This is a genomic window from Amycolatopsis keratiniphila subsp. keratiniphila (assembly GCF_001620365.2).
In the GTDB taxonomy this organism is placed as follows: domain Bacteria; phylum Actinomycetota; class Actinomycetes; order Mycobacteriales; family Pseudonocardiaceae; genus Amycolatopsis; species Amycolatopsis keratiniphila.
In genome coordinates this window covers 88,823-107,661 of the sequence record NZ_LQMT02000030.1, presented here as the reverse complement: position 1 = coordinate 107,661, position 18,839 = coordinate 88,823, and the positions used below count along the sequence as shown (strand labels likewise).

Sequence of the window (18,839 nt, the reverse complement as noted above, 5' to 3'; positions counted from 1 at the left end):
CATGACCGACCACGCCGCAGTGTTGTCCGTGGCCCGCGAGGCCGTCGCCAAGGCGACCGGGATCATCCGCTCGATGACGTCGTTTTCCGTTGCCGCCAAAGGTGATCGCGACATGGTGACCGACGTCGACCTCGCCGTCGAGGATGCCGTCCGCGAGTTCCTGGCGCGCGAGACCCCGGAGATCGGCATCCTCGGCGAGGAGCGCGGGCACGAGGGGAACGAGAACCTGTGGTGGGCGCTCGATCCCGTCGACGGCACGGCGAACTTCGCGCGGGGGATTCCGTTGTGCGGCGTCTCGCTCGGGCTCGTCGACGGTCTGAAGAGCACGGTCGCGGTGATCTCCCTGCCGTTCCTCGACGTCACCTACACCGCTGTGGAGGGCCAGGGCGCGTACGCGGGCGAAGAACGTCTTACGGCTTCGAAAGCGACGAAGCTGTCCGATGCGATCGTGAGTATCGGCGATTTCGCGGTCGGCGAGGGCGCGGAGGTCAAGAACCGCGTCCGGATGGCGTTGCTGGCCGAACTCGGCGGCCGGGTGCAGCGGGTACGCTTCCTCGGCTCCGCGGCGATCGACCTGGCCTGGGTCGCGGACGGCAAACTCGACGCGAGCGTCATCCTCGCCAACAAACCGTGGGACACGATGGCGGGGGTCCTGCTGGTACGCGAGGCCGGGGGAGTGGTCGTCGACATCGACGGCGGCGACCACACGGTGCGTTCGGCGGCGACGATCGCGGTCGGGGCCGGGCTGCGGGACGACATCGTCGCGGCCCTCGCGCGCGTGCGCGGCTGAACTTTGTCAGCCCGGAAATGAACCGGACGGGTGTCGCATCCGTGTCTCCAGATAAGGCGCCCGCATCTGGAGGTAACCGTGTTCACCTCGAATGTCCGCGTGACCGAACCGGTCGTCTTCGTCCTGCCGGGCGAAACGGAGGACGTCAGCGGTGAATACGACCGCCGGATGTGCCAGAACCTCCCGGCCACCGGCCTTCCCCTGCTGGAACTGCCGATCGCCGGGGAATGGCCGATGCCGGGGCCGCTGTCCCGGTCGAGACTGGCCCGTTCGCTCGCCGCGCTGCCCGACGACACCGTCGTCCTGATCGACGGCACGGTCGCCTGCGGAGTCCCGGAGATCGTCGTCCCGCACGCGCGGCGGCTCCGGCTGGCCGTCCTGGTCCACCGGCCGCTCGCCGACGATCCCGCGCTCGACCCGGCGCAGGCCGCCGAACTCGACGCCTGCGAACGCGAGACCCTGCGGCTGGCGGGGATGATCGTCGCCACCGGGCCGTGGCTCGCCCGGCAGCTGATCGACCGCCACGACCTCGATCCGACCCGCGTCTACGTGGCGACACCCGGTACGGACGCGGCGCCGCTCGCCGCCGGGGCCGACGGCGTCTCGCGGCTGCTGTGTCTCGCGCCCATGACCGCGCGTCACGGCCAGGACGTGCTCATCCGGGCGCTTTCCATGGTGGACGAACTGGCGTTCAAATGCGTGTTCGCCGGTGCGACGCACCACGATCCCGCGTACGTCGACGAACTGCGCTGGACGGTCGAACGGCTCGGGCTCGGCTCCCGGATCAGCCTCATCCAGCCGCCGGGCGACCTCGATCTGGTCTACGACGGCGCGGATCTGCTCGTCCTGCCCGCCCGCGGTGGCACGTCCGGACTGGTCGTCGCCGAGGCGCTGGCGCGCGGGATTCCCGTGGTGGCCACGGAAACCGCCGGCGCGCACGACGCGCTCGGAACCGCTCCCGGCGGCGGTGTGCCCGGCATACTGGTGCCGCCGAACAACCCTTCGGCACTCGCGGCGGCGTTGCTGCGCTGGTCGCTCGACGCCGAACTCCGCCATTCGCTGCGGACGTCGGCGCTCGCGCGCAGCAGCGTCCTCGAGGAATGGGACGTCGCCGCGGGCAGGCTCACCGACGTCCTCTCCCGGTTGCAGGCGGCGCCGCGTCAGCCGGTTTGATCATCGCCCGGAAGCAGCTATCGGCGGAGATCACCGGATCGGTTGACTGGGCGGCATGCGAATCGTCGACCTTGCGTCCCGTCCCGATCTCCTCGATGCCGCGCTGAATCTCGGCGACGTCGGCGGTGAGTTCATCTACGCCGGGTTCAGCGGCAAAATGATCACGCCGGACCGGTTCCTGCGCCACTGGTCCCGGTATTTCCTGATCGCGCTGGATGACGACGGTGCGCCGATCGCGCGGGCCCTGTCGGTCCCGCTGACCTATCCGGCCGAAGACCGCCACGAGCTGCCGTCGCACGGATGGGACGAGGCGATCCAGTGGGCCGCGCAGGACGTCATGGACGGCCGCGCGCCGGACACCCTCTGTGCCCTCGAAGTCGTTGTGGCGCCGCGAATGCGCGGGACCGGCCTGTCCACGCCGATGCTCAAGGCGCTGAAGGCGCGCGCGGCCGAGACCGGGCTGAAGCGGCTGATCGTCTCCGTGCGCCCGATCGGCAAGGAGGACGAACCCGGCGTGCTCATGGAGGACTACGCCCTCCGGCGGCGCGAGGACGGGCTGTTCGCCGACCGCTGGCTGCGGACCCACGAACGGCTCGGCGCGCGGATGATCAAGGTGTGCCCGTTCGCGGTGACCATTTCGGGCTCGATCGCGGACTGGAAGGAGTGGAGCGGCGTCGACCTCGTCGACGGCGACAACGTGATCCCCGGCGGGATCGCGCCGGTGCACGCGGACATCGAGCGGGACTGCGGGGTGTACGTGGAGGCGAACGTGTGGATGGAGCACCCGTTCTGATCGGCTCAGTCTTCGCGGCGGCGGAAGCGCTCGCCGTCGAAGACCATTTCGAGTGGCGGGAGCCTGATGCCAGGCCGCCACCCGGCGCGGAAGGCGTCGCGAATGGCGCGGCGGACCTGCGTCTGAGTCGGCAGGAAGGCGTGGTGGTACGGGTCGAGGACGAGGATCTGGCCGTCGGTGCCGTCTTCCTTGACGCGGATCGCGCGCGTCGTTCGTTCCCAGTCGGCGTCGAGGTGCCAGAGGAACGTCTGGCCGTTGCGAAGCGAGACTCGACGAGTGTCCTTCTCGGGCCAGGCCATCGTGCTCACTCCTCGTCATCGCGGCGCGAGGCATTCCTCGCGATTTCCGCCGCAATCGTCGCACCGGGTCCGGTGCCGTCCTCCGGTGCAGCAGAGTGGAGCCCATGGACCTCGAACGAGTCGGTTTCGCCGGGCTGGGCAGCATGGGCGAGCCGATGGCACGGAACCTGGTGCGGGCCGGGGTCCCGGTGCTCCGGTGGAACCGCACGCCGGGCAAGGCCGACCAGGTGGCCGACGTCGCCGACCTCTTCGCGCGCTGCGACGTCGTGATCCTGATGCTCAAGGACGCGGACGCCGTCGACGCCGTGCTCGACCGCGGCGGGCCCGAATTCGCCGGGCGGGTGGCCGGCCGCACGATCGTCCACATGGGAACGACGGCGCCGGGCCATTCGCGTGCGCTGGAGGCGGACCTCGTCGCGGCGGGGGCGAAGTACGTCGAAGCGCCGGTTTCGGGTTCGCGTGTCCCGGCGGAGGCAGGGGAGCTGGTCGCGATGCTCGCGGGCGACCCCGGCGCGGTCGAGGAGATCCGGGAGCTGTTCGGGCCGATGTGCCGGGAAACCGTGTACTGCGGGCCGGTCCCGAACGGGCTCCTGATGAAGCTGGCGGTCAACGTGCACTTGACCGCGGTCGTGACTTCGCTGGCCGAGACGGTGCACTTCGCCCGGGCGCACGGGCTGGATCTCGGCCTGCTCTCCGACGTTCTCGGCGCGGGGCAGCTCGCCAGCCCGATCCTGCGGGTCAAGGCGCCCAAGCTGGTCGACGAGGACTTCGCGCCGCAGGCGTCGATCGCGAACGTGCTGGCCAACGTCGAGCTGATCGCGGCGGCGGCCGGGGACGCGGGCCTGGAGCTGCCGCTGATCGAGGCGTCCCGCGCCCTCTACGCCGAGACCGCGCGGCTCGGTCTCGGCGAGGAGGACATGGTCGCCGTGATCAGGGCGCTCGACACCCGTCCGCATCCAGAGGACTAAACGCGGTCGTTGCGTGTGCAAGGACCGCATTTAGTCCTCTAAATGCGGTGCTTGGGGCAGGGCCCGGCGATGTCCTGAAGGCCACCCTTGAGACATCTAACGTCCCCAAGGAGGCCTTCACGACGGTGCCCACGGTCGCTTGGATGTTGTGAAGGGAGCTTTCGCCGCATCAGATGTGGGGAAAGTACCCTTCACCTCAGGCACCGCCGCCCCCGACCGCATTCATAGGACGAAATGCGGAAGGGGTCAGCCGCGCAGGGCCGAGGCGATCCGGCCCGCGGCGGCGAAGGACTCCTCTTCCGGCTCGCCGAGCAGGATGACCGACTCGGTCCCGGCCGCGTACAGCGCGCGGATCTGCTCGACGCACCGGTCGAGCGGGCCGCTGATGCTCAGCCTGTCGATCCACTCGGGCCGCAACCGCCGCGCCAGGTCTTCGCGGTCGGTGGCGGCCTTCACCTCGGCCAGCAGTTCGGCGCCGAAGTCCAGCGGCTCCAATGCCGGGCCGGAGTTCGGCCCGATCGCGGACGCGACGTCGGACCGGGCGCGTTCGCGGGCCCGCTCGGGATCGGCGTCGAGGGCCAGCCAGTTGTAGGTGGCGATCGAATGGCTTTCGACGCCGATCAGGTCCCGCGTCGCGCGGACGTACTCCGGAGTCGCCGGTTCGGCGAGGAGCGTCCCGTCGGCGACCCGGCCCGCCGCCGCGAGCGACTTCGGGCCGCGGACGCCGGCGACGAGCTTCGGCGGCAGCGCGGGCGGGAACTCCAATTCGACCCCGTCGAGCCGGACGTGCTTGCCCTCGAAGGAAACCCGCTCACCCGCCAGCAGCCGCCGGATGACCGTCAGCGTCTCCTCGAACGCGGCCAGCGCCGACTTCGGCCACGCGTCGATCTGCCGCATCCAGCTCGGCACCCCGTGCCCGAACCCGGCGATCAGCCGTCCCGGGTACAGCTCCGCCATCGCCGCGATCTCCATCGCCGCGATGGCCGGGTTCCTCGCCACGGCGGGCATGATGCCGATGCCGAGCGTGATCTTCTCGGTCGCCGCCAGCACCGCCGACGCCGTCGCGATCCCGCCCGCGTAGAAGCAGTCCTCGACGATCCAGACCTCGTCCAAGCCTTCCTGCTCCGCGCGCTGGGCCAGGCTCTTCAGCCGGGCGGCCGGCAGCTCGCGCGGGATCCTGACCCCGAGCCGTGAGACCATGACGTTCTCCGTTCTTCAGACGCGCCGCAGCACGCGTAACAGATATTCCTTGCGTTCCAACGGGTTGTGATCGGTCCTCGATCGCGACGGCGCCGCTCCCCGGACGGGCCGGTAGCCGTCGAACGTCGTCTCCATCGTGCCTTCGCCTCGGGTCGCCGAGGGCAGAAGCTGGTGCACCTCATGGGTTTTCGCCGCCGGGATCTCGCCTTCGAGCTCGGCCGTCCCGCCTTTCGTGAGCGTCGTCCGCGGGACGGCGCGTGCCCGCGCGAGCAGTGCGGTCACCGGGCCGAGCGTGTCGGCCGGGGTCTGCAGGGTGAACCGGTGCAGCGGTTCGTGCACGGTCGTCCCGGCCTCGCGCAGCGCCGCCATCAGCACCAGTGGCGTCAGATCCCGGAAGTCGCCCGCGGTGCTGGACATGCTCTTGTCGAAGGTGCCGTGAGCGTGGCTTTGTCTGGCGTAGTAGCCGGAATGCGTCATCGTCACGACGCAGTCGGGCACTTCCCAGCCGTGGATGCCTTCGCGCAGCGTCTTCCTCACCGTGTCCTCCACGGCTTTGACGAAGGAATACGGCATCGAGCCGAGTTCGACCTCCAGACGGAACGAGAACCCGCTTCCCGGTTCGACGCGCAGTCCGACGGTGGCCAGAAAGGGATTCGACGCCGTGCCGATGAGTTCGACGGCCGACCCGGTGCCGCGGACCCGTTCGACGCAGATCGTGGTCGTCTCGCTGAACGTGACGTCGATGCCGTACTCGTCCGCGAGCGTCGCCTGTATGACCTCCTTCTGCACTTCTCCGTACAGCGAAACGGAAGTCTCCTGGCGGACCTCGTCGTGCCGCAGGCCGATCAGCGGATCCTGTTCCGTCAGCCGGGTGAGCGCCTGATGCAGCGGCCCGCGATCGGCCGGGCGCACCGGCGAGACGACGGTTTCCAGCGTCGGCGGCGAGAACCGCGCTTCCCGCATCGGCGGCCGGGCCCCGAGCACGTCGCCGATCCGGACGTCTAGCCCCGAAATCTTCGCGATCCGCCCGGCTTCGGCCGATGCGGACGGCACGGCCGAGCCGTTGTCGAAAACGCTGATCGCGGTGACCTTGCCTTCGCCGTCACCGAGCGGGACCTTGTCGCGCACGGCGACGCTGCCGGAGAACAGCCGCACGTAGGCGATCTTCTCGCCGCCCGGCGCGCGCTCGACCTTGAACACCGTGCCGGACAGCGGCGCGTGGACGTCGGCGTCCTTGCTGGGCAACAGGTTCTCGATACCGTCGCGGAGCGCGTCGATCCCGGCGCCGGTGATCGCGGACCCGAAGTAGACGGGATGAGCGAGACCTTCGGCGACCTTCGCGGTGAGCTCGGCGCGGAGCCGCGACGGCGTGAAAGCCTCCGGGGTGGTGAGGTACTCGGTGAGGAAGTCCTCGTCGAGCGTCGCCAGCAGATCGATCACCCGATCGGGAGCCATCGTGCTCGCCGACGCCGTGAGTTTCTCGGTGATCTCCCGGAACACGCGCTCCGGATCGGCGCCGCGGCGGTCCAGTTTGTTCACGAACAGCAGCACCGGGATGCCCAGCCGCCGCAAGGTCCGCATCAGGACACGGGTCTGGGCTTGGACGCCTTCGACCGCCGACAGCACCAGGATCGCGCCGTCGAGCACGCCGAGCGCGCGTTCGACCTCGGCGATGAAATCGGGGTGGCCGGGGGTGTCGATCAGGTTGACGGTGACGTCGCCGAGGGCGAACGACACCACGGCCGCCTTGATGGTGATACCGCGGGCGCGTTCGAGTGCCAGCGTGTCGGTCTGTGTGCTGCCGTCGTCGACGCTGCCCAGCTCGCCGATGATCCCGGCGGTGTGCAACAGCCGCTCGGTCAGGCTCGTCTTCCCGGCGTCAACATGCGCCAGAATCCCCAGATTGAGGGTCTTCACGAGTGGTCTCGTCCTTGAGGTAGGCGGGAATTACCTGAGGGAAGGACGTGGTCACTCGCAAGACGATCATCTCCTAGGCCGGGAACCGATCCCCAGGACTACAACACCCCCGCTCCGGCCTCGCAACCGAATAACGCGCGTGAAGGCCCCCTTCCCTCGGCTGAGCCGAGGGAAGGGGGCCTTCACGCGCAAATCAGGCCAGGTACTCAGCGGCGGCCCGGAGGCTGACGTAGGACCCGCTGAACGTGTCGATCCGCGGGCCGTCGGTCTCCGGTCCCGGTACGCCGGTCTCGACCCGGATGTAGTCCACAGAGGACTCGCGCAGCCAGCTCAGGAACTCGCGGACCTCCGGGTGCCGGTGCGCCTCGCGGGTCACCACCACGAGGTCGCGGGCACCGTGGACGGCCTCGATCGCGGTCGCGATCCCGTCCGCGCCGACCTTGAGCGCCCGGGTGCCGGGCACGAGCTCGGTCAGATGCGAGCCGAGCCCCCACGGCATTGGTCCGGCCGCGATGATCGGCTCGGTCTCGATGTCGATCACCAGCGGCGGCCCGTCCAGCTTCGGCGAACCCTGGATCCGCAACGCCTTGCGCGCCGCCTCCAGGCCGAGCCGGTGATCCACCGGGGAGATCGGCGTCGACACCGGGGGAGTGCCGAGCGCGGCGACCCGCTCCGACGCCTCCACCAGTCGCTCCAGCGGCAGCTCACCGGACTCGACGGCGGCCGCGATGACCGCCGCGATCCGGTTCAGCTCGTCCTCTTCGAACGACACCCCGCCGAGGCACAGCGCGTCGGCGCCGGCGATCAGCGCCCGCACCGACGCCCGTCCGACGCCCTCGGTCTTGCCGAGTTCGCCCGCGACGGCGCCCATGTCCAGCGCGTCGGTGATGACCGCGCCGGTGAAGCCGAGCTCGCCGCGCAGGACGTCGGTGAGCGCCTTCGGGTTGAGCGTCGCGGGCAGCTCACCCCACGCGGGCACGACGAGGTGCCCGGTCATCACCGCGCGCACCCCCGCCGCGATCGCCGCCTTGAACGGGACGAGTTCGATCTCGTGCAGTTCCGCCTCGGTCCTGGGCAGCACCGGCAGCGCGTGGTGCGAATCGTCCGTCGCCGCCCCGTGCCCGGGGAAATGCTTGGCCGACGCGGCCACGCCGTACTTCTGCAGCCCGGTGATGAACGCCGCCACATGCGGCGACGCCTTCACCGGATCCGAACCGAACGCCCGGACGCCGATCGAGGGATCTTCGGCCGCCAGCGTGAGATCCGCGCACGGGGCGAAACTGATCGTCACCCCGCACGCGGCCAGCCGCTCGCCGAGCGCCGCCGCGACCGAGGTCGTCAGCTCGACGTCGTCCGCGGCGCCGAGTGCGAGTGGTCCCGGCACGAACGAGCCGGTGGCGACGTCGAGCCGAGTGACGTCACCGCCCTCCTCGTCGATGCCGACGAGCACGTCGGGCCGTTCCGCCCGCAGCTGCGCGCTCAGCGCGGCCACCTGCTCGTCGTCGACCACGTTGCGGCCGAACAGGATCGCGCCGCCGAGACCGTCCGCCACCTTGCGGCGCAGCCAATCCGGCGCGGTGGTGCCGTCGAAGCCCGATACGAGAACGGATGCGGCGAGCTTTTCCGGTGAAGACAAGGATTACCCCTTCACTGCGCCTGCGGTCAGGTTGGACACGAGCTTGCGCTGGACGATGATGAAGAACACCAGCGCGGGCACGGCGTAGATCACCGACGCCGCCATGATGCCGCCCCAGTCCACGGAGAACGCCGTCCGGAACGACGAGAGCCACACCGGCAGCGTCTGCTTGTTCTGGTCGCGCATGAACACGAACGCGAACAGGAACTCGTTCCACGCGGTGATGAAGCTGAACACCGACGTGGTCACCAGTCCGGGCGCGAGCAGCGGCAGCGTCACCCGGCGGAAGGCACCCGCCCGGCTGCACCCGTCGATCATCGCGGCCTCTTCGAGGTCGTACGGGATGCCGTTGACGAAGCCGTAGAGCATCCAGCACGTGAAAGGCAGCGTCGCCGCGAAGTACACCAGCAGCAGCGAAGGCAGCTGGTTGAGCAGCCCGGCGTCGCGCATCAGCAGGTACATCGGGATCAGCAGCGCTTCGAACGGCGCCAGCTGCGCGACGAGCACCAGCAGCAGGAACCCCTTGCGTCCACGGAAACGCATACGGGACAAGGGAACCGCGGCCAGCACGCCCGCGACGAGCGAGCACAGCACCGCGCCGAGCGTGACGATCAGGCTGTTGGCGAGGTAGGTGGTGAAACCGGGTTTCGTCAGCGCCGAGACGAAGTTCTCGAACGTCACCGAAAGCGGGACGAGGTCGTAGTCCGGGGACAGGACCTGGCCCGGGGTCTTCAGCGACGAGGTGAACATCCAGTACGTCGGGAAGACGAACAGCAGGGCCACGACCACGCCGAGCGTGCCGAGGCCGATCCGCTGGGTCAGGGACTTCCTCATGACAGGTCGGCCTCCTTCGTGCGCACCAGCAGCTGGACGTACCGGGCGGTGAGCAGGATCAGCACGAGCATCATCAGCAGGGCGGCGGTGGCCGCCAGGCCGAAGTGGTTGCCCGCGAGGCCCTTGAGGTACATGTAGACCGGCAGCGTCGTGCTTGCGCCGTCCGGCCCGCCTTGACGGATCGCCCACACCTGGGCGAACAACTTGAAGTCCCACAGCACCGACAGGAACGTGACCATGGTCAGGATCGGCCGGATCGCCGGCCAGCTGACCGCCCAGAACGCCTGCCAGGCGTTGGCGCCGTCGATCCCCGCGGCCTCGTACTGCTCCTTGGGAACGCCGAGGAGCCCGGCGTAGAGCGTGAACGCCACGAACGGCACGGCCTGCCAGACCACCAGGATCCCGATGACGGTGAGCGTGCTCGGGCCGGTGGAGAACCACGAATGCCCGATGAAGCTCTCGAAACCGAGTTTCGCGAGCGTCTTGTTCAAGATGCCGTACTGCTGGTCGAAGATCCACTGGAACACCGTGGTCGTCGCGACCACCGGCGTCGCCCACGCGAGGATCAGCGCGACCTGCACGATCACCCGGACCACCGGGTTGAGATGCCGCATCAGCACCGCCATGAGCAGCGCGAGCAGCAGGGTGAGGATGACGACCGACGCGGTGAACACCAGCGTCCGGACGGTGATCTCCCAGAATTCCGAGTCGGACAGGATCTCGGAGAAGTTCTCGAATCCGACCCAGACCATCTCCCCGGAGACCAGCTCACGGAGGTCGAGCTTGCGGAGACTGATCCCGATCAGCTGCAGCGTCGGCCAGCCCAGCAGGACCAGGATCGCGACCAGCGCGGGAAGGATCAGCAGGTACGGCGCCGTCCGCTCGCCGAGGCGGAGGCGCCGGTTCGACTTCGGGGGTTTGATGCGCGGCGATGCCGGCGGGGTGGCCCCCGCCGGCATCGTCACATCTTTCGTCGTGGTCATCCGCCGATGAGCTTGTCGAGCGCTGCGTTGGCGTCGGCGGTCGCCTGGTCGAGCGTCTTCGTTCCGGTCAGGTAGGCGGTCAGCATGTCCTTGATCGGGTTCTGACCGGACTCGACGTCACCCCACTTGGGGCTGGTCGGCACGGCGCGGCCGTTCTTGGAAGCCTCGGCCATCACCTTGGTGAGCGGGTTCGCGTCGAGCGCGGACACGTCGGTCGAGGTACCGGGGACGTAACCGGCCTTGGCCAGCTCGGTCTGGTACTTCGGGGTGGAGAACAGCTTGACGTAGTCCTTCGCCGCGGCCGCGTTCTTGCTGTTGGCCGGGATGACCAGGTTCGAGCCGCCGAGGAAGACCGGGGCCGACTTGTCGGCGGTCTTGCCCGGGATCGCGAAGGCGCCCGACTTCTCCTTGATCTTCGGGTCGGTCTTCGCCGCGGTGTCGACCTCACCCGGGACACCGATCATCATCGCGACCTTGCCCGCGCCGTAGATGCCGGCCTGCTGCGGGGTGGCCTCGTCGGCGTCCTTCGGGGCCTTGGTGCCCGAAGCGTCGGTGAGCTGCTTGTAGAACTCGAGCCCGGCCTTCGCCTGCGGGGAGTCCAGGGTCGACTTGAAGGACTTGCCGTTGGCCTGGGCGATGTCGCCGCCCTCGTCCCAGATGTAGGACAGCAGCTCGTACCAGTTCTGGCCGGGGTGGTAGAGGGCCTGGAACTCGGGGTCGCTGCCGAACTTGGCCTTGAGCTTGGTGATCGCGTCGAGCCACTCCGCGCGCGTCTTCGGCGTCGCGGTGATGCCCGCCTGCTCGAACATGTCCTTGCGGTAGATGACCTCGCGGTTGGCCGCGTAGAACGGGACGCCGTAGGTCTTGCCGTCGAACTCGCCCGAAGCCTTGAGGCCCTGCAGCCACTGCGCGCCGTTGAAGTCGTTCACGCTCGAGGTGAGGTCGGCGAGCACGCCCTGGTTCGCGAACGCGGGGGTCTGGGTGTTGCCCAGCTCGATCACGTCCGGCGGGTTGTCACTGGCCAGCGCGGTGGTCAGCTTCTGCTGGATGCCGTTCCACTGCTGGATCTCGTACTTGACCTTGACGCCGGGGTGCGCGTCTTCGAATTCCTTGTGGAGCGAGTTCGTCAGTGCTTCGGGGGCGGTCCCCGTCATGAGCCAGACCGTGAGCGAGCCGTTCGAGGCCGCAGCGCTCGAATTCGTGCTGTCGCCACTGCCGGAACCGGCGCAGCCCGCCGTCGCGAGGGTGATGGCGGCGGCGCCCGCAGCCATCTTGAGCCAGCGCTTCACTCGTGCCGTCCTTTCGATGCCCGGCCACCATGCCGAGCTCCCACAAAATGGTGTAGACCAATGCGGGCAGCGTGGTACGTACCACTCCGACTGTCAAGCGGGTGGCCGGTTCGTTGTAAACGAGCCGCAATCCATAACCTTGAGTGAGCGGATGATCACGCTGATGATCGGATTTCGGTCTGCTCGTCAGCGCCTCGCGAGGCGGACTGACATGCGGTTTTTCTTTGTCCGTCCCGGTGATCGGGGCATTCGGCGGGCGAGCTTTGCGCCGTTCGGTGTAAGGGTGGCGCGCGTTCGGCTAGCGGTCGTCGTCGCCGTCTTCGGGCGGCTGGATCCCGAGCAGCGCGCGCGTCTGATCCTGGAGGAACCACGCCAGTGTCGCGCAGACGATCAGCAGGATCAGCGGGAGGACTGGGCCGCCCTTGGCGAGGATGAACAGTTCCGTGACGCTCGCGCCCACCATGACGCCCGCCAGCAGCAACGCCGACGGCCCGCCGAAGCGGGGGATCAGCAGGCCGATCGCGCCGGCGACCTCGAGCACGCCGGTGACGTACCGGAGCCACTGCCCGAGCCCGATCTCGGCGAAGACCTGTTCGGTGTGGCCGCCCGAGAACAGCAGGTAGCCGCTGTAGAGGAACTCGGCTGCGAGCGCGATGCGCACGACCCACAGCACGATCGAGCCGATGGGCAGGCTTCGTCCGGACATGCCGGGGATCTTTCTCCTGGTGAGCGGGGCTGGCAAGGCGTGCCTCGGTCCAGTGGGTCGTGAGTGGCGATTCGGTTCAGGGCGAAAGGTGCCTTGGATACCTACCGGCCGGAAGTCCGTGAAGGCCTCCTTGAGGGACTCTGGTTCCCTCAAGGAGGCCTTCACGGACTAGGAACGCAGGGCGCGGCGTGAGCACGGGCGTGACTCGCGTGACCGGATGCCGCACTCGGGTGCCCAACCGGCCTCGTGAGTGGCGTTTCGGNNCCACTCACGACCCACTGGACCGAAGCGGCACGTCACTTCTGGTCGCCGAGGAGTATCTGTTCGAGCAACAGGTCGACGTCGCGGGCGGACTCGGCTTCGCCTATCCGGTGGAACGTTTCGGCGGCGCGGAGCGCGCGGCGGGCGGCCTCGCGAACCCGGCCGGCGGCGCTGAGCACGTGGGCGGCGACGTGGTCGAGCTGCGCCACGAGATGTTCCCTGGCGGGCACGGTCTCGGTTTCCACCGCTTGCACGGCGGTTTCCGCGGCGTCGAGCGCGCTCAGCGCCGCGTCGACATCGCCGGACCGCAGCCGGGAAAGCGTCGCCGCGTTACGGCAAGTGGCGGCCACGTAGCCGCCGCCGATCGCCAAGGCCGCGTCGGCGGCCCGCGCGTAGAAATCCGCGGCGTTCGCGCCGTAGCCGAGCAGATCGAGCTGTTCGGCGGCGGCCATGCTCACCGAGATGTAGGAGTGCCCGGTGTCGCCCGAATCGTGGAGTATCTCGGCGAGGACGGCGTATTCGTTGAAGGCGCGGGAAGATTCGCCGAGCGCGCGGTAGCTGTCGGCGTACATCCACCGGCAGCGATGGCCCCAGTCCGGTGACGCGGCGAGCAGGGCGATGGCGCGCGGTGCGACGTCGAGCACCTCGTCGTAGCGGCCCGCACCGTGCAGTGCGGTGACGAGGACGTACCAATGTTCCGCGGTGTCCTTGCCTTTCGACGCGGAGACACCGAGAGACGCGTAGGCGTCGTCGACGGCTTCGGCGAACCTGCCGGTGCCGATCAGCGACAACGCCCGTAGGTGACGGAGATGTCCGCGCAACCGTTCCGGGCCGCCCACGGGCAGCGTCGCCAGCATGTGCTCCACGAAGACGTCCAATTCGTCGAGCGATCCCGTGCGCTCGTAGGCGATCCGGACCTGTTCGACCGCCTCGACGGCCTTCTCGCCGACGTTCCCGACGATGAAGGCGTCCGTCGCCGACCGCGCGAGTTCCAGTGTGGTCACCGGATCCTCGCCGTCGCCGTTGCGCAACGACGCTTCGAGACACAGCAGGGTTCCGAGGAGCAAGGGATCACCGACCGCGCCGGCCCGCTCAGCGCCCCGTCGCAAGGCCTCGTATGCCTCGGAAGTGCGGCCCTGCCCGGAAAGCACGTGCGCCAGCCAGTATTCGCCCCAGCAGGCGGCGCGTTCGTCCGTCCCGGCGCGCAAGCGGGACGCGGCCACCGTCGTCAGCGCCACCCCGGTCTCGGCCTGATCGTCGAAAACGAGCCACAGGCCGAGCCAGCACTGGGTGAGCAGGAACCGGATTTCGTCGCCCTGGCGCCGGAAACCGGCGGCGGCCTCGCGCAGCCGCTCCTCGGTGTCCTCGCCCTGGAAGAAGATCGCGCGCAGTTCGCTCAGCCGAGGGGCGATTTCGTCCGGAACGCTTTCGATCGCGTCGAGACAGGCTCGCGCCTCCTCCGGTTCGCACCGGTGATTGTGGATCTCCGCCCGGATGACGAGTTCCTCCGCGGACAGTCCGGGCGGCGGCAGGACCGGCGCCCGGGGGAGCGCCGACGGCAGGAGCGGGACGAATTCCGCGACCGGTTTCGCGGCCATCTTCCGTTCGGCGTAGCCGGTGAAGTAGCCGGAGTGCTCGCGTCCGTCGAGTTCTTCGGCTTCGACGAAGGCCGCCGCCCGCATCCGTTCGTGCAGCCTGCTCAGGGAAACGCCGTCGTACGGGCCGTTGAGGACAAACGGGATCTCGCCGTATCCGGTTTCCGTCAACCGGCGGGTGAGCAGTGCCGCCGAGGCGAAGAACTCGAGCCTGCCGACGGCGTCCGAATGGTCGCCGACACCGTCCAAAAGCGACAGAAGGTCGAGGCCGGTGTGCTCGTTGCCGGTGAGGGCGCAGAATTCCAGCCGCAGCGCGTGATCGCCGTACCGGAGCGGGTCGCCGGACGAGGCCCTGCTCACCCAGCGATAGGTCGACGCGGCCTCGGCGTACTTGCCGGCGGCGGCCAGCGGCACCAGGGCCCGGCAGAGCCGGGTGATCTCGTTCTCGCCCGCGCGACGTGGTTCCACTTCCATGGTCCTGCCCCCAGAACTATGACGTCGAAGCCGGATCTTAGCTCCCGGCGCCGCGTCATGAACCCGCTTTCGGGTGGTTCAGGGGAGACGGACGGCGGCGATCTGGGTCGCCTGCCCGATCAGCCGGTTCTTTTCGTCCCAAAGCTCCGCGACCTCGTCCATCCGGTCGCCGCCGAGTTCGCCCGCGCGCATCCGCACCCGCACCGGACCCGGCGCCGGGAGGCCACGCAGGTACGCGGTGAACTGGACGGTCGGCGCCCAGCCCGCGATGCCGAGGTCGTAGGAGATCGGCGGTACCGGGTCGAGCGCGACGAGCAGGCTCACCGGATCCCAGTCGCTGCCGTCGGCGAGCCGCAGCCAGGACGAGATGACGCCTTTCCGGGACGGCTGTCCCACCGCGAAACCCGCCGCGGCCGGGTCGAGGCGCTGCTCGACGACGTCCATCAGGCCGATGCGGAAGCCGCCACCGCCGTCGGCGGGCACGGGCAGGCAGTCCTGCTCCGGCGGGATCTCGACCGGGTCCACTCCGGACCACCACGCGTCGCCGTCGGTCAGGACGCCTTGGGTGATCAGTGCTTCGGTGCAGGGCGCGCCGCCCTGGCTCAGCCGCGCGCGCAGCTGGGTGAGGCCGCGGCCCTCGCGCAGCACTTCGACCTCCACGACCGCGGGGCCGGGCTCGGGGGCCACCGAGAACGAGCCGCTGATCGCGGTCAGATGCGGATGCGAGGACACCTCAGCGGCCGCCTTGGCCAGCACGGCGAGGAGGTAGCCGCCGTGCAGTTTCGTCCCGATCGTCCACTGTGGATCGAGCTCGGTGTCGAAGACCGGGTCGCCGCCTCGGCGGCGGAGGGCGGTCGCGGTCCGGAAATGCGCCATGCCGTCAAGCTGACACTGTCAAGTTGACGGTGTCAAGTCAATGCTGGCAGCATCACGGCATGGGCGCGAAGCGGACGAAGGCGCGGCCGGGTGAAGGGGACAGGCTGCGCGGCGAGATCCTGTCCGCCGCCGACGCCCTGCTCGGCGAGGCGGGCACCGACGAGGCGCTGACGTTGCGGGCCGTCGCGCGCCGCACCGGGGTCTCCACTCCGTCGGTGTACGCGCACTTCCCCAGCCGGGACGCCTTGCTGGAGGCGGTCTGCCTGCGGGTGTGGGACGAACTCGCCCGCCGCATGCGCGAGCACGCCGTCGAGGTCGCCGATCCGATGCGAGCCCTCAGCCGCCGCGCGCGGGTGTACGCCCGGTTCGCCCTCGACCATCCGGTGCAGTACCGCGTGCTCCTAATGCGTCCCTCCGGCGGTTCGTCGCCCGGCGCGGTCGCCTGCTTCCGGTATCTCGCCGACGCGACCGCCGCCTGCGTGCGGGCCGGGATCCTGCGCGGCGAACCGGAGGTCCTCTCGATGGGCCTCTGGTCGGCGATGCACGGTTGCGTGAGCCTGCTGATCGCCCAGCCGGGATTCGACTGGCCGGAGGAGCCGGAGGCGCTGATCGACAGCGTCATCCGGATGGCCGGGCTCGGTACGGCACTCGCCTGCCGGGTCCCGCGGGACGCCATTCCGCCGAGTGCCGTACTGACGGCTGACCTCGACGGACTGGCGGCGGGCTGGGCGGTGGCCGCCGACCGGGCTGGCTAGGCTCTGCGCATGCCCGAGACCCCGACCGCCGACGACCGGCTCCAGGTGCTCGAAGCCATCACCGACACGGAGCTGGGGCACCTCGGCCAGGACAAGGTGATGGCCACCATCCTGGCGCGCGTACGCGAGGTGCTCGGCGTCGACACCGCCACGGTGCTCCGGCACGACCCGTCGGCCCACCAGCTGCTGGCGATCGCCGCTTCGGGGATCGAGGAAGAGGTCTACCAGGACGTGCGAGTGCCCGTCGGCGCCGGCTTCGCGGGCAAGGTCGCCGAGCAACGCCGTCCGGTGGTCATCGACCACGTCGACGAGACCACGGTGGTGAACTCGCTCCTGTGGGAACGGGGGCTGAGCACGCTGCTCGGCGTGCCGATGCTCGCGGGCGACGAACTGATCGGGGTCCTGCACGTCGGGTCGCTGACGCCGAGGGAGTTCTCCGAGACCGACATCGAGCTGCTGCAGCTGGTGGCCGCGCGGCTCGCGCTGGCGGCGCAGATCGAACTCTCGTCGACCGATCGCGCGGCCGCGGCGGCGCTGCAACGGAGCCTGGTGCCCGCGCGGCTGCCCGCCGTCCCGGGGATCCAGTTCTCCGCGCGGTATGTACCGGGTACCGAACCCGGGGTCGGCGGTGACTGGTACGACCTGTTCGCGCTGCCGGGCGGACGGCTCGGCATCGTGATGGGCGACGTCGCCGGGCACGGCCTCAACGCCGCCGTGATCATGGGACGGCTGCGCAGCGCGCTTCGCGCCTACGCGCTCGAATCGGACGACCCGGCGGAAGTGCTGACCAAACTGGACCGGAAGGTGCAGCATTTCGAACCGGGTTCGCTCGCCACCGTCGTGTACGGATTGGTGACGGCTTCGCGCGACAGCATGGCGATCTCGCTGGCCGGGCATCTGCCGCCGGTGCTCGCGCCGCCCGGCGGGCCGTCGGTGTTCGTCGACGCGCCGGTCGATCCGCCCATCGGGGTCACCGGGCCGGGGCGCCGAAGAACCGTCGTCGAATTGACGGCCGGCGCCGTGCTCGCCTTCTACACCGACGGTCTCGTCGAGCGCCGGGACCAGCTGATCGACGTCGGCCTGCAGCGGCTCGCGGGCGTGATCTCCGCGGACCGGCCCGATGTGGTCTGCGCACGCGTGATGGCCGCGCTCGTCGGCAACATCCCGGCGCAGGACGACATCGCCCTCCTCGTCACCCGGTTCGAACCGAACTGAGTCACCGGACCGGGTGATTCGCGCGGACGTTCACGGCCGCGAGTTCGACGGTCCTGGCGATCCGCCGCTCCCGGGTCTCCGGCTTCTTCGCCGTCAGGATCCATTCCAGGATCAGCCGCTTCGACGACGGCGGGAACTTCTCGAAGTGGTTGCGGGCGGCGTCGTCGGCGTCGAGCCGGGCGCGCAGGTCCTCCGGGACGCCGTCGCCGTCCGGCACGACCTGCCAGCGGCCCTTCGCCTTGGCGAGGTCGATCATCGCCTGGCCGCGTTCGGTCATCAGCCCTTCGGCGATCAGGCGCGCGGCCCGTTCGCGGTTGACCCGGCTCCACGTGCTCCGGGGGTTGCGCGGCGTGAACCGCAGCCGCGAGCTGGTGGCGTCGTTCTTGCGGTGCAGCCCGTCGATCCAGCCGAAGCACAGCGCCTGCTCCATCGCCTCTTCGATCCGGACGCTGGGGACGCCGCTGTCCTTGTGCCGGATGACCAGCCAGACCTCCCTTCCGGTCCCGGCGTGCTCGGCCAGCCAGGCACGCCACTCGGCGGGGGAGGCGGCGCTGAAGATGGTCTCGTCCATGGCCGGGAGTCCTTTCGTCGTAGGGTCTGTGACCATCATCGGAAGCAAAGTGCTCATCGAGTGAGTACTTTTCGAAGGGAGGTGGTCCCGGATGGAGATCTGGGTGAACCCGGCGTGTTCCAAATGCCGGTCCGCGGTCTCGATGCTGGACGAGGCGGGGGCCGAGTACACCGTGCGGAAGTACCTCGAGGAGCCGCCGACGGCGAAGGAACTGAAGGCCGTCCTCAAGCGGCTCGGGCTCGAGCCGTGGGACATCACCCGCACCGCCGAGCCGATCGCGAAGGAACTCGAACTCAAGACGTGGGGGCGCACTCCCGCCGACCGCGACCGGTGGATCGAGGCGCTGGCGACGCATCCGAAGCTGATCCAGCGGCCGATCATCACCGCCGACGACGGCACGACCGTGGTCGGGCGGACCCCGGAGGCCGTTCGATCGGTGCTGCCCGGCTGACGGCGCCGGAAGTTGTCGGTGGGAATCGCTACGGTGCCTGCCGACGACGAAGC

The 18,839-nt window shown here is 69.5% G+C and carries 18 protein-coding genes; 7 read left to right on the top strand and 11 right to left on the bottom strand.

Features of this window, described 5'->3' with window-relative positions:
• Position 1: 1 nt before the first annotated feature.
• From AVR91_RS28805 to AVR91_RS28795, 3 genes are all read left to right on the top strand, one after another.
• A complete protein-coding gene (locus AVR91_RS28805; protein ID WP_063272423.1) occupies positions 2 to 790 on the top strand; it encodes an inositol monophosphatase family protein in 789 nt (262 codons plus the stop codon).
• A gap of 78 nt (positions 791 to 868) precedes the next feature.
• Entirely contained in the window at positions 869 to 1,963 is a 1,095-nt protein-coding gene (locus tag AVR91_RS28800; protein ID WP_143254138.1) for a glycosyltransferase family 4 protein, read from the top strand.
• A gap of 55 nt (positions 1,964 to 2,018) precedes the next feature.
• Positions 2,019 to 2,756 carry a GNAT family protein gene (locus AVR91_RS28795; RefSeq protein WP_063272422.1) on the top strand — a complete coding sequence of 246 codons (738 nt, stop codon included), beginning with the start codon at positions 2,019 to 2,021 and terminating at the stop codon, positions 2,754 to 2,756.
• Positions 2,757 to 2,761: 5 nt separating this feature from the next.
• Here the strand turns inward: AVR91_RS28795 and AVR91_RS28790 are convergent, their stop codons facing one another.
• Positions 2,762 to 3,055 carry a hypothetical protein gene (locus AVR91_RS28790; RefSeq protein ID WP_143254137.1) on the bottom strand — a complete coding sequence of 98 codons (294 nt, stop codon included), beginning with the start codon at positions 3,053 to 3,055 and terminating at the stop codon, positions 2,762 to 2,764.
• Between the two features lie 104 nt (positions 3,056 to 3,159).
• Between AVR91_RS28790 and AVR91_RS28785 the strand changes: the two genes are divergently transcribed.
• On the top strand, positions 3,160 to 4,023 hold the full coding sequence (locus AVR91_RS28785; RefSeq protein WP_063272420.1) for an NAD(P)-dependent oxidoreductase: 864 nt from the start codon (positions 3,160 to 3,162) through the stop codon (positions 4,021 to 4,023).
• A 246-nt stretch (positions 4,024 to 4,269) separates the two neighbouring features.
• Here the strand turns inward: AVR91_RS28785 and AVR91_RS28780 are convergent, their stop codons facing one another.
• From AVR91_RS28780 to AVR91_RS28740, 9 genes are all read right to left on the bottom strand, one after another.
• Positions 4,270 to 5,223: an LLM class flavin-dependent oxidoreductase gene (locus AVR91_RS28780; protein WP_063272419.1), complete on the bottom strand. Its 954-nt coding sequence runs from the start codon at positions 5,221 to 5,223 to the stop codon at positions 4,270 to 4,272.
• Positions 5,224 to 5,238: 15 nt separating this feature from the next.
• Entirely contained in the window at positions 5,239 to 7,140 is a 1,902-nt protein-coding gene (locus AVR91_RS28775; protein WP_063272418.1) for an elongation factor G, read from the bottom strand.
• Positions 7,141 to 7,333: 193 nt separating this feature from the next.
• The gene (locus tag AVR91_RS28770; protein ID WP_063274537.1) at positions 7,334 to 8,776 is read right to left on the bottom strand and encodes a glycoside hydrolase family 3 protein; all 1,443 of its coding nucleotides are present in this window, start codon (positions 8,774 to 8,776) and stop codon (positions 7,334 to 7,336) included.
• 3 nt (positions 8,777 to 8,779) lie between these two features.
• Positions 8,780 to 9,610 (bottom strand): carbohydrate ABC transporter permease, encoded by an 831-nt coding sequence (locus AVR91_RS28765; protein ID WP_016331724.1) that lies wholly within the window; start codon positions 9,608 to 9,610, stop codon positions 8,780 to 8,782.
• On the bottom strand, positions 9,607 to 10,593 hold the full coding sequence (locus AVR91_RS28760; protein WP_038518598.1) for a carbohydrate ABC transporter permease: 987 nt from the start codon (positions 10,591 to 10,593) through the stop codon (positions 9,607 to 9,609). Before AVR91_RS28760 ends, AVR91_RS28765 begins: the two co-directional genes overlap by 4 nt.
• On the bottom strand, positions 10,590 to 11,882 hold the full coding sequence (locus AVR91_RS28755) for an extracellular solute-binding protein (protein ID WP_016331726.1): 1,293 nt from the start codon (positions 11,880 to 11,882) through the stop codon (positions 10,590 to 10,592). Before AVR91_RS28755 ends, AVR91_RS28760 begins: the two co-directional genes overlap by 4 nt.
• A 298-nt stretch (positions 11,883 to 12,180) precedes the next feature.
• Positions 12,181 to 12,588 (bottom strand): DoxX family protein, encoded by a 408-nt coding sequence (locus AVR91_RS28750; RefSeq protein WP_063274538.1) that lies wholly within the window; start codon positions 12,586 to 12,588, stop codon positions 12,181 to 12,183.
• 296 nt (positions 12,589 to 12,884) lie between these two features.
• Positions 12,885 to 14,918 carry a hypothetical protein gene (locus AVR91_RS28745; RefSeq protein ID WP_063276976.1) on the bottom strand — a complete coding sequence of 678 codons (2,034 nt, stop codon included), beginning with the start codon at positions 14,916 to 14,918 and terminating at the stop codon, positions 12,885 to 12,887.
• A gap of 78 nt (positions 14,919 to 14,996) precedes the next feature.
• Entirely contained in the window at positions 14,997 to 15,794 is a 798-nt protein-coding gene (locus tag AVR91_RS28740) for a thioesterase family protein (protein WP_063276977.1), read from the bottom strand.
• 59 nt (positions 15,795 to 15,853) lie between these two features.
• On the opposite strand from AVR91_RS28740, the gene AVR91_RS28735 reads away from it, so the two are divergent.
• Positions 15,854 to 16,549, top strand: a complete 696-nt coding sequence (locus tag AVR91_RS28735; protein ID WP_063276978.1) for a TetR/AcrR family transcriptional regulator — start codon at positions 15,854 to 15,856, stop codon at positions 16,547 to 16,549.
• 9 nt (positions 16,550 to 16,558) lie between these two features.
• Entirely contained in the window at positions 16,559 to 17,764 is a 1,206-nt protein-coding gene (locus AVR91_RS28730; protein ID WP_063276979.1) for a PP2C family protein-serine/threonine phosphatase, read from the top strand.
• A 1-nt stretch (position 17,765) separates the two neighbouring features.
• Here the strand turns inward: AVR91_RS28730 and AVR91_RS28725 are convergent, their stop codons facing one another.
• Positions 17,766 to 18,335 (bottom strand): YdeI/OmpD-associated family protein, encoded by a 570-nt coding sequence (locus AVR91_RS28725; RefSeq protein WP_063276980.1) that lies wholly within the window; start codon positions 18,333 to 18,335, stop codon positions 17,766 to 17,768.
• Positions 18,336 to 18,426: 91 nt separating this feature from the next.
• Here AVR91_RS28725 and AVR91_RS28720 point away from each other — a divergent pair, with 91 nt between their 5' ends.
• A complete protein-coding gene (locus AVR91_RS28720; RefSeq protein ID WP_063276981.1) occupies positions 18,427 to 18,786 on the top strand; it encodes an arsenate reductase family protein in 360 nt (119 codons plus the stop codon).
• The last annotated feature ends 53 nt before the right edge of the window (positions 18,787 to 18,839 follow it).

Excerpts from the sequence above, each read along its gene's own strand:
- AVR91_RS28805 (WP_063272423.1), top strand. The coding sequence starts at position 2 with ATGACCGACCACGCCGCAGTGTTGTCCGTGGCCCGCGAGGCCGTCGCC.
- AVR91_RS28795 (WP_063272422.1), top strand. The coding sequence starts at position 2,019 with ATGCGAATCGTCGACCTTGCGTCCCGTCCCGATCTCCTCGATGCCGCG.
- AVR91_RS28790 (WP_143254137.1), bottom strand. The coding sequence starts at position 3,055 with ATGGCCTGGCCCGAGAAGGACACTCGTCGAGTCTCGCTTCGCAACGGC.
- AVR91_RS28785 (WP_063272420.1), top strand. The coding sequence starts at position 3,160 with ATGGACCTCGAACGAGTCGGTTTCGCCGGGCTGGGCAGCATGGGCGAG.
- AVR91_RS28780 (WP_063272419.1), bottom strand. The coding sequence starts at position 5,223 with ATGGTCTCACGGCTCGGGGTCAGGATCCCGCGCGAGCTGCCGGCCGCC.
- AVR91_RS28765 (WP_016331724.1), bottom strand. The coding sequence starts at position 9,610 with ATGAGGAAGTCCCTGACCCAGCGGATCGGCCTCGGCACGCTCGGCGTG.
- AVR91_RS28760 (WP_038518598.1), bottom strand. The coding sequence starts at position 10,593 with ATGACCACGACGAAAGATGTGACGATGCCGGCGGGGGCCACCCCGCCG.
- AVR91_RS28750 (WP_063274538.1), bottom strand. The coding sequence starts at position 12,588 with ATGTCCGGACGAAGCCTGCCCATCGGCTCGATCGTGCTGTGGGTCGTG.
- AVR91_RS28745 (WP_063276976.1), bottom strand. The coding sequence starts at position 14,918 with ATGGAAGTGGAACCACGTCGCGCGGGCGAGAACGAGATCACCCGGCTC.
- AVR91_RS28740 (WP_063276977.1), bottom strand. The coding sequence starts at position 15,794 with ATGGCGCATTTCCGGACCGCGACCGCCCTCCGCCGCCGAGGCGGCGAC.
- AVR91_RS28735 (WP_063276978.1), top strand. The coding sequence starts at position 15,854 with ATGGGCGCGAAGCGGACGAAGGCGCGGCCGGGTGAAGGGGACAGGCTG.
- AVR91_RS28730 (WP_063276979.1), top strand. The coding sequence starts at position 16,559 with ATGCCCGAGACCCCGACCGCCGACGACCGGCTCCAGGTGCTCGAAGCC.
- AVR91_RS28725 (WP_063276980.1), bottom strand. The coding sequence starts at position 18,335 with ATGGACGAGACCATCTTCAGCGCCGCCTCCCCCGCCGAGTGGCGTGCC.
- AVR91_RS28720 (WP_063276981.1), top strand. The coding sequence starts at position 18,427 with ATGGAGATCTGGGTGAACCCGGCGTGTTCCAAATGCCGGTCCGCGGTC.